The sequence below is a fragment of the Geodermatophilus sp. TF02-6 genome (genome assembly GCF_003319115.1).
Classification (GTDB): domain Bacteria; phylum Actinomycetota; class Actinomycetes; order Mycobacteriales; family Geodermatophilaceae; genus Geodermatophilus.
The window spans coordinates 1-8,150 of the sequence record NZ_QOHF01000045.1 but is presented as its reverse complement, the minus strand read 5'-3'; the positions used below and the strand labels follow the sequence as shown (position 1 = coordinate 8,150).

Genomic DNA, 8,150 nt, shown 5'->3' with positions numbered 1-8,150 from the left:
GGCAATCGCGCACCTGAAGACATGGCGGATCTTGCACACCGACTACCGGCGTCCCCTCAACACTTTCAAGGAAACGATCTCGGCGGTAATCGGTCTATACTTCTTTGCCGGCGCGTGAATAAGCCTCGTTGTATTCTCTTGTCGCTATTCTGCTAAGTTGGGAAAATTCAATCGGGCCAGCCGACGGCGGCCAGGTCGACCCGGCCGCCGCGCACCGGCACCCCCTCGGCGGCGAGCAGCTGCAGCTGCCGGACGCGCACCGGCTCGGCGGCCGTGCCGTCGGCCCGCACCACGCGGTGCCAGGGGACCGCTCCCCCGCCCTGCGCCAGGGCGCGGGCGACCCTCCGCGGCCCCACGCCGACCAGCCGGCCGATCGCCCCGTAGGTGCTCACCCGCCCGGGCGGGATGCGCTCGACGACGTCGAACACCGCCTCGTCGACGTCGAGCCCCGATCCGGTCACGCCGTCACCGGGGCCGAGGACACCGACGGGTCAACCGCGGCGGCCGTACCGGGCCAGCAGCCGGGTCTGGGGCGAGGCGGTGGCCGGCGCGTCCAGCGGCGGCTCGAACAACCCGGGGACGCCCTCGTCGGGCAGCCGTTCGGCGACCACCAGGGCCGCGGTGACCAGCGCCGGGTCCAGGTCGGTGTCGCCGTCGGTGGCGCGGGCGAGGTCCCAGGCGTGCACGGTGAGGTCGGCGGTGAGCTCCTCGATGTAGTCGACCGCCGGCGTCGGCCCCCGGGACAGGTGGACGGTGCGGATCAGCGCGTCGTCCTCGGCGAACGCGGACAGGGCCGGGTCGGCCGCGGTCTCCCAGCCGGTCAGCGGGTCCTCGCCCAGCAGGTCGGTGGTGTCCTCGGGGAAGCGGCCCTCGGCGTGGGGCTCGCCGGCGAGCAGCGGCGGGACCCACAGCATCTCGCTGACCAGGTGCGCCACCAGGTCGGCGACCGTCCAGTCGGGTAGCGCCTCGTCCTCCCACTGGTCGGGCTCGACGGCGTCCACCCGGTCGGTGAACTGCGCCTGGGCGCGCTGGAAGAGCTCGAGCAGCTCGGCGGGTGCGATCTCGGCCATGCACCTCAGTAGACAGGGACCCCGGTGGACAGCGCGAGGGCCCGGGCCGACTCCCTGGGGAGGCGACCCGGGCCCGGTGACGTACTGGAACGGCCCCCGTCAAGGGGCCCACCCTGAGCCTGCGAAGGGTGCGGAGGACGGCGGCCCCCTGCAAGGTCCCGCCGTGAGCTTGCGAGCGGTGGGGGGCAGGGGGTCCTTGTGTCAGTAGGTGGGCAGCGTCTTGTCGATCCGCGTGGCCCAGGCGGTGACGCCGCCCTGCACGTGCACGGCGTCGGCGAAGCCGGCGTTCTTGACCGCGGCCAGTGCCTCGGCAGAGCGGACGCCGGTCTTGCAGTGCAGCACGATCGGCTTGTCCTGCGGCAGCCGGGACAGCGCCCGGCCGGAGAGGATCTCGTCCTTGGGGATCAGCGTCGCACCGGGGATGGAGACGATCTCGTACTCGTTGGGCTCGCGGACGTCGATCAGCTCGAAGTCCTTGCCGTTGTCCATCATGTCCTTGAGCTCGTCGACGGTGATCGTCGAGCCGGCGGCGGCCTGCTGGGCCTCGTCGGAGACGACGCCGCAGAACGTCTCGTAGTCGATCAGGCCGGTGATCGGCTCGGCGTCGGGGTCCTTGCGCACCCTGATCTCCCGGAAGGTCATCTCCAGGGCGTCGTAGACCATGAGCCGGCCCAGCAGCGTCTCCCCGATACCGGTGATCAGCTTGACCGCCTCGGTGGCCTGGATCGCGCCGATCGTCGCGCACAGCACACCCAGCACGCCGCCCTCGGCGCAGGAGGGCACCATGCCGGGCGGCGGCGGCACCGGGTAGAGGTCGCGGTAGTTCGGGCCGTGCTCGTCCCAGAAGACCGAGACCTGCCCGTCGAAGCGGTAGATCGACCCCCAGACGTAGGGCTTGCCCAGCAGCACGCACGCGTCGTTGACCAGGTAGCGCGTGGCGAAGTTGTCGGTGCCGTCGACGATCAGGTCGTACTGGCCGAAGATCTCCAGCACGTTGTCGCTGTCCAGCCGCGTCTCGTGCAGGCGGACGTCGACGAACGGGTTGATCTCCCGGATGCTGTCCCGCGCGCTCTCCGCCTTCGACCGGCCGACGTCGGAGCGGCCGTGGATGATCTGCCGCTGCAGGTTCGACTCGTCGACGACGTCGAACTCGACGATGCCCAGCGTGCCCACACCGGCGGCGGCCAGGTACATCAGCACGGGCGAGCCGAGGCCGCCGGCGCCCACGGCGAGCACCTTGGCCTTCTTCAGCCGCTTCTGACCGTCCATCCCGACGTCGGGGATGATCAGGTGCCGGCTGTACCGGCGGACCTCGTCGATCGAGAGGTCGGCGGCGGGCTCCACCAGGGGTGGCAGGGACACGAGCTGCTCCTCAGTTCCTCGACAGCGGCCCGCGCGGGCCGGCGTTCGTCGGGACAACAGCGCGGCACGCCCTCCTCTTCCCGCTGCACCCGATGCGGCCAGCTGCTGCTCCCGTTGATCATCGGCGAGTGGTCGTCCGACACGCCGGAGACGGCGACCACCCGACGATGATCACGGCGGGGTCAGGGGTAAGGCCAGGCGTTCTTCGTGCAGCCGTCGAGGCCCAGGGTCTGCTGCTGCATCACCGGCGCCGGCCGGCCCGGGCCCGGGCACTGCTGGTGGCCGTTGCCGAGTGCGTGCCCGACCTCGTGGTTGACCACGTACTGCCGGTACGTGGCGACGTCGCCCTGGTAGTCGGGGACGGCGGTCTCCCAGCGGGCCAGGTTGACCACCGCGCGGTCGCCGTAGCGGCAGGACGTGTAGCCGCCCGTGCCCACCCCGGGGCAGTAGGTCTCCATGTTGCCCGGGCTGATGAGGGTGACCTTGAACTCGTAGTCACCCGCGGTGGCCGCGGCGGCCCCCGCCCGCTGGAACGACATCCGACCGCCGTTGCCCCACGACCGCGGGTCGCCCAGCGTCGCCTCGACCGCGGCGGCGAACGCAGGCCCGTCCACGCCGATGCCGTCCTCGACCTCGACGACGAACCGGTGCAGCGGCCCGGAGCCGTACACCGGAGAGGTCCCGTCGACGACCGTCACGCTCCCCGCGCCCCGCTGCACGAACCCGGTGGCGTCCGACGGAGCCGGTGGGGTCCCGGTCGGCCCGGCGTCACCCTCGGCCGACGCCGACGGCGGGGACGTGGGTCCGGCGACCGGCTCCCCCTCGACGGCGCCGGGCGCCGTCGCGGCCGTGCCCAGCGCCGGGCTGGTGGCAGCGTCCGGGGCCGCGGCCGGCTCGGCCTGCCCGCCGCCGACGGCGAGGTCGGCGAGGGTGAGCACCGTGGCGACGGTGAGCAGCGGGATGGCGTAGGCCCGCCACCCCCACCGCGCCACGAAGCGGCGCACCCGTCCGGCCGGCCGCCGAGGTGGCGCCGGCCGGGCCGGGCGGACGGACTCGCGCGGCGACCGGGACACCGTGTCGCAGCGGGTTCCCGGCGGGCCGGCGTCCTCGCGAGGGGAGCGGCTGCGCGGGCCGGCGGCCGGTGGTGACCCGGGGCGCCTGCCCGACCCGCGGCCGGGAGGGGCGTCCGCGGGGCTCACCCGGTCAGGTTCTCACGGCCGGCGGCCTGCCGTGGAGGGCTCGCCGCGAGTGGCGCGTGCCGGAGCGCGGCGTCCCGGGAACCGGCTCAGCAGGCGCGGGCCTCGGTCCCGGCCGCGTCGCCGGCGGCGGCCGCGGCGGCGTCCTCGGCCAGGGCGAGCACGGCCCGCGCCGTCGGTTCGGCCGCCTCCAGCATCGCCACGTGCCCCACCCCCTCGAGGACCAGCAGCCGCGCGTCGGGGACGGCGGCGGCCAGCCGCGGCGCGAGGGCGGGGTCGACCAGGCGGTCGCGGTCACCCCAGACGACCAGCGTCGGCGGGCGCAGCGAGCGGGCCAGGCGCCAGGCGTTGGCGGCGCCCGCGTGCAGGTAGGAGGTGATCAGCCCGCGCATGCTGCGGGTCAGCGCCCGCGTCGCCCACGGCTGCCCGGCCCGTTCCCGCATCTCCTCGAGCGCCTGGTCCAGCCGGGCCCGCGGCACCCGCCGCGGGTCGCCGAAGCACACCTGCACCAAGCCGCGGACCTGCTGCTCGGGCGTCACCCCGGCCAGGCGCCGCTCGGCCAGCGCCGGCACCCCGGGCAGCAGGAGCAGCAGCAGCGCCCGGCTGAACGTCCGCGGCACCCGGTAGACCGGCATCGCCGGCGAGACGAGGGTCAGCGTGGCCACGAGGTCGGGCCGGCTCGCGGCGACGAACAGCGCCACCAGGCCGCCGAGCGAGTTGCCCAGCAGGTGCACCGGCCGGCCGGCGCCCTCCCCCGGCTCGGCGACGATCCGCTCCAGGACGTCGACGACGGCCGCGACCTGCCCGCGGATGGAGTAGGAGCCGCGCGTGGGCGGGTGCGAGCGGCCGAAGCCGGGCAGGTCGACCGCCCACCCGTCGAAGCGGACGGCGAGCAGCGCGGCGAGGTCGGTCCAGTTCGTCGAGGCCCCGCCCAGGCCGTGGACGTAGAGCGCCCGCTCCCGCGGGGCGCCGTCCCGCTCGCCGTCCACCGGGCCGGTCCAGGGGGTGCGCCGGACGAAGACCTCGCCGCCGCGCACCGCGACCATCCCCCCGGGCCACGGCGGGGGGACGCCGTCGGCCCGGGGCAGCGGTGCGGTCGACGGCCGGGCCGGCCGGACCGGCCGGCCGGGAGGTGGAGTGGGCAGCTCGGGCACCGGCCGACGGTAGGCCAGCACCGCGCTCGACGCGCGGCTGGGTGACCCGCCGGTAACATCCGTGCACCATGCACCTGCCCCGGCCCGCCTCCGCGCCCGCCCGCCGCTCGTCCCGCCTGCCGCGGGGTGCCCGGCGGCTGCAACTGCTGCAGGCCGCGCAGGAGGTCTTCGTCGCCCAGGGCTTCCACGCCGCGGCGATGGACGACATCGCCGACCGGGCCGGGGTCAGCAAGCCCGTGCTCTACCAGCACTTCCCGGGCAAGCGGGAGCTCTACCTCGCCCTGCTCGAGCAGCAGGTCACCGCGCTGACCGACAACGTCCGCCGCGCGATGGAGGGCACCGACGACAACCGCACCCGCGTCGACGGGGCCGTCGGCGCCTACTTCGACTTCGTCAACGCCGAGGGCGCCGCGTTCCGCCTGGTCTTCGAGTCCGACCTGCGCAACGACGACGACGTCCGCGAGCTGGCCGACCGCGGCCACCGGGCCTGCGTGGAGGCGATCGCCGAGGTCATCGCGGCCGACACCGGCCTGGACCCGGAGCGCTCGCTGCTGCTGGCCGCGGGGATGACCGGGCTGGCCGAGACCAGCGCCCGCTGGTGGCTGCCGCGCAAGGGCACCGTCTCCCGCGACGAGGCGGTCTCGCTCATGACGGCCCTCTCGTGGCGCGGGATCTCCGGCTTCCCCCGCATCGAGGGCTCGGCGCACTGAAGAAGGACCCCCCTGCCCCCCACCGCTCGCACGCTCGCGGCGGGACCCTGCAGCGGGGCCACGTTCGCTGACGGCGCACCCGCACCGCAGGTCGGCGGCGTGCCCCCTGCACTAGCGTGGACCGCAGCCGCGCAACTCGAGGAGGCATCCCCCCGTGGAAGTCAAGATCGGTGTCCAGCACTCCCCGCGGGAGCTGGTCATCGACAGCCCCCAGACCCCCGACGAGATCGCCGACCTGGTGACCAAGGCCATGGCCGGCACCACCGGCGACGGCGTGCTGACGCTGGTCGACGACCGCGGCCGCCGGGTGCTCGTCCCGGTCGACCGCATCGCCTACGTGGAGATCGCCCAGCCCGACCAGCGCCGGGTGGGCTTCATCGCCGGCTCCTGAGAGACCCGTCCCGACGGGGCGTCGTCCATCCGGACGGCGCCCCGTCGCCGTGTGCGGGCCCCTGATCCCGTTCGCTTTGCGGTCAACACCACGGTCCGTCGGCCGATGCAAGACGGTGCACACCTCCGTCGCACGCATCTCCCTCGGAGCGTCCCCCGTGAGCGTCAAGATCCGTCTCGTCGTCAGCATCGTCGCGGTCCTCGTCGTCGCCCTCGGCGGGTTGGTGGCCGTGATCGCCACCCTGGCCGCCGGCCAGACCCAGCGGGACGGGCTGCGCAACGCCACGGCGGTGGCGGTCGACCAGGCTCAACAGGTCGAGGCCGACCTCGGCCGCGAGCGCGACACGGCCGAGTCCCTGGCGCAGGCCCTGGCCGCCCAGGTCGAGGGCCGCCGGGGCGACCGCTCCTACGCCGACGCCCTGCAGGCCCGGCTGCTCGCCGCCGACCCCGCGCTGGTCGGTGTCTGGTCGGCCTTCGAACCGCAGGCGTTCGACGGGGCCGACGGTCGTTTCGCCGGCACCCCGGGCACCGACGCGAGCGGCCGCTACGTCCCGTACTGGTACCGGGACGGGAACGCCGTCGCGGTGACCGCCCTCGTCGACTACGAGACCCCGGGCGCGGGCGACTACTACCTGCTCCCGCGGGACACCGGCCGCTCGGTGGCGATCGAGCCCTACCTGTACGAGGTGGCCGGGAAGCAGGTCCTCATCACCTCGCTGGCGACCCCCGTCTCCGTGGGTGGCCGGGCGATCGGCGTCGCCGGCGTCGACATGCCGCTGGCCACCATCCAGGAACAGGTGGCCGCCATCCGCCCGTACGACGTCGGCCGCGCGGTGCTGGTGTCGTCGCAGGGTCTGGTGGTCGCCAGCAACCGGCCGGGGGACGAGGCCGGCTCGGCCGCCGAGGGCCCGATGGCGGAGGTCGCCGCAGCGGCTGTGCAGGACGGCGAGACCGTGCAGCGCACCCTCGACGGGGAGCAGGGGGACACCGTCTACGTGGCCGCGCCGATCGAGGTGGGCGCCGAGCAGAACTGGGCGGTGCTCGTCGAGATCCCGGAGAGCGCGATCCTCGCCGACGCGCACGAACTCCGGACGACGATCCTCATGGGCGCCCTCGTCACCCTCCTGCTGGCCGCCGGCGCCACCTTCCTCGTCGCCCGCCGCGTGGTGGCGCCGTTGGACGCGTTGCGCTCCCGGATGGAGGAGATCGCCGACGGCGACGGTGACCTGACCGCCCGGGTGGACGAGGCCCGCAGGGACGAGATCGGCCGGCTCGGCGCGGCGTTCAACCGCTTCGTCGCCAAGGTGGCCGAGACGGTGACCGGTATCGGCCGGGCGTCGGGGTCGCTGGTGGAGCTCTCGGCCGGGATGTCGGGCGTCTCCGGACGGCTCGCGGGGTCGGTCGAGCAGACCAGCGCGCAGGCACAACAGGTGTCGGCCGTCGCCGAGCAGGTGTCGCGCAACGTGCAGACCGTCGCGGCCGGGGCCGAGCAGATGGGCGCGAGCATCCGCGAGATCGCCTCGAACGCCTCGGAGGCGGCCCGGATCGCCGGCGAGGCGGTGGGCGTCGCCCAGTCGACCCGGCGGACCATGGCCGAGCTCGGGAGGTCGTCGCGGGCCATCGGCGAGGTGCTGCAGGTGATCACCGGTATCGCCGAGCAGACCAACCTGCTCGCCCTCAACGCGACCATCGAGGCCGCCCGCGCCGGCGAGGCGGGCAAGGGCTTCGCCGTCGTGGCCACCGAGGTGAAGGACCTGGCCCAGGAGACGGCGAGAGCCACCGAGGACATCGCCCGCCGGATCGAGGCGATCCAGGGGGACACCGACAGCGCCGTGGCCGCGATCGCCCGCATCGACGACGTCGTCTCGCGGATCAGCGACTACCAGACGACCATCGCCAGCGCCGTCGAGGAGCAGACCGCGACGACGAGCGAGATGTCGCGTGGGGTGACCGAGGCCGCCCAGGGCACCGGTTCGATCGCCGACGCCGTCGTCACCGTGTCGACGGTGAGCACCGAGACCGAGCGGGACGCCGCGCAGGCGCAGTCGGCCGCCGACGGGCTGGCCGAGGTGACGGCCGAGCTGTCCCGGCTGGTGTCGCAGTTCAAGGTCTAGGAGCCGTGTCCAGGTCGCGGGGGCCCAGAGGGTCCCCGGACCGGGACACGGGCAGCGGCTCAGCGGCGGTCGGGAACGGCAGCTGGCCGCGGTGTGGACCGGTCGCGGGGGCCCGGAGGGTCCCCGGACCGGGACACGGGCAGCGGCTCAGCGG

At 74.5% G+C, this 8,150-nt stretch carries 8 protein-coding genes; 3 read left to right on the top strand and 5 right to left on the bottom strand.

Annotated features, from left to right (window positions below):
- Nucleotides 1–167: 167 nt before the first annotated feature.
- From DQ238_RS22425 to DQ238_RS22405, 5 genes are all read right to left on the bottom strand, one after another.
- On the bottom strand, nt 168–461 hold the full coding sequence (locus DQ238_RS22425) for an MGMT family protein (protein ID WP_113783462.1): 294 nt from the start codon (nt 459–461) through the stop codon (nt 168–170).
- 30 nt (nt 462–491) lie between these two features.
- Nucleotides 492–1,070, bottom strand: coding sequence for a TIGR03086 family metal-binding protein (locus tag DQ238_RS22420; RefSeq protein WP_113783461.1), 579 nt, complete (start codon nt 1,068–1,070; stop codon nt 492–494).
- Nucleotides 1,071–1,271: 201 nt separating this feature from the next.
- Nucleotides 1,272–2,432: an adenylyltransferase/sulfurtransferase MoeZ gene (moeZ, locus tag DQ238_RS22415; protein ID WP_113783460.1), complete on the bottom strand. Its 1,161-nt coding sequence runs from the start codon at nt 2,430–2,432 to the stop codon at nt 1,272–1,274.
- Between the two features lie 182 nt (nt 2,433–2,614).
- Nucleotides 2,615–3,436, bottom strand: coding sequence for a DUF3152 domain-containing protein (locus tag DQ238_RS22410; protein WP_233496222.1), 822 nt, complete (start codon nt 3,434–3,436; stop codon nt 2,615–2,617).
- 281 nt (nt 3,437–3,717) lie between these two features.
- A complete protein-coding gene (locus DQ238_RS22405) occupies nt 3,718–4,782 on the bottom strand; it encodes an alpha/beta fold hydrolase (protein WP_113783463.1) in 1,065 nt (354 codons plus the stop codon).
- Between the two features lie 68 nt (nt 4,783–4,850).
- Between DQ238_RS22405 and DQ238_RS22400 the strand changes: the two genes are divergently transcribed.
- The 3 genes from DQ238_RS22400 (at nt 4,851) to DQ238_RS22390 (ending at nt 7,996) form a co-directional block, all read left to right on the top strand.
- On the top strand, nt 4,851–5,492 hold the full coding sequence (locus DQ238_RS22400; RefSeq protein WP_113783458.1) for a TetR/AcrR family transcriptional regulator: 642 nt from the start codon (nt 4,851–4,853) through the stop codon (nt 5,490–5,492).
- Nucleotides 5,493–5,646: 154 nt separating this feature from the next.
- Nucleotides 5,647–5,883 carry a DUF3107 domain-containing protein gene (locus DQ238_RS22395; protein ID WP_113783457.1) on the top strand — a complete coding sequence of 79 codons (237 nt, stop codon included), beginning with the start codon at nt 5,647–5,649 and terminating at the stop codon, nt 5,881–5,883.
- A gap of 157 nt (nt 5,884–6,040) precedes the next feature.
- Nucleotides 6,041–7,996 carry a methyl-accepting chemotaxis protein gene (locus DQ238_RS22390; protein WP_158550892.1) on the top strand — a complete coding sequence of 652 codons (1,956 nt, stop codon included), beginning with the start codon at nt 6,041–6,043 and terminating at the stop codon, nt 7,994–7,996.
- The last annotated feature ends 154 nt before the right edge of the window (nt 7,997–8,150 follow it).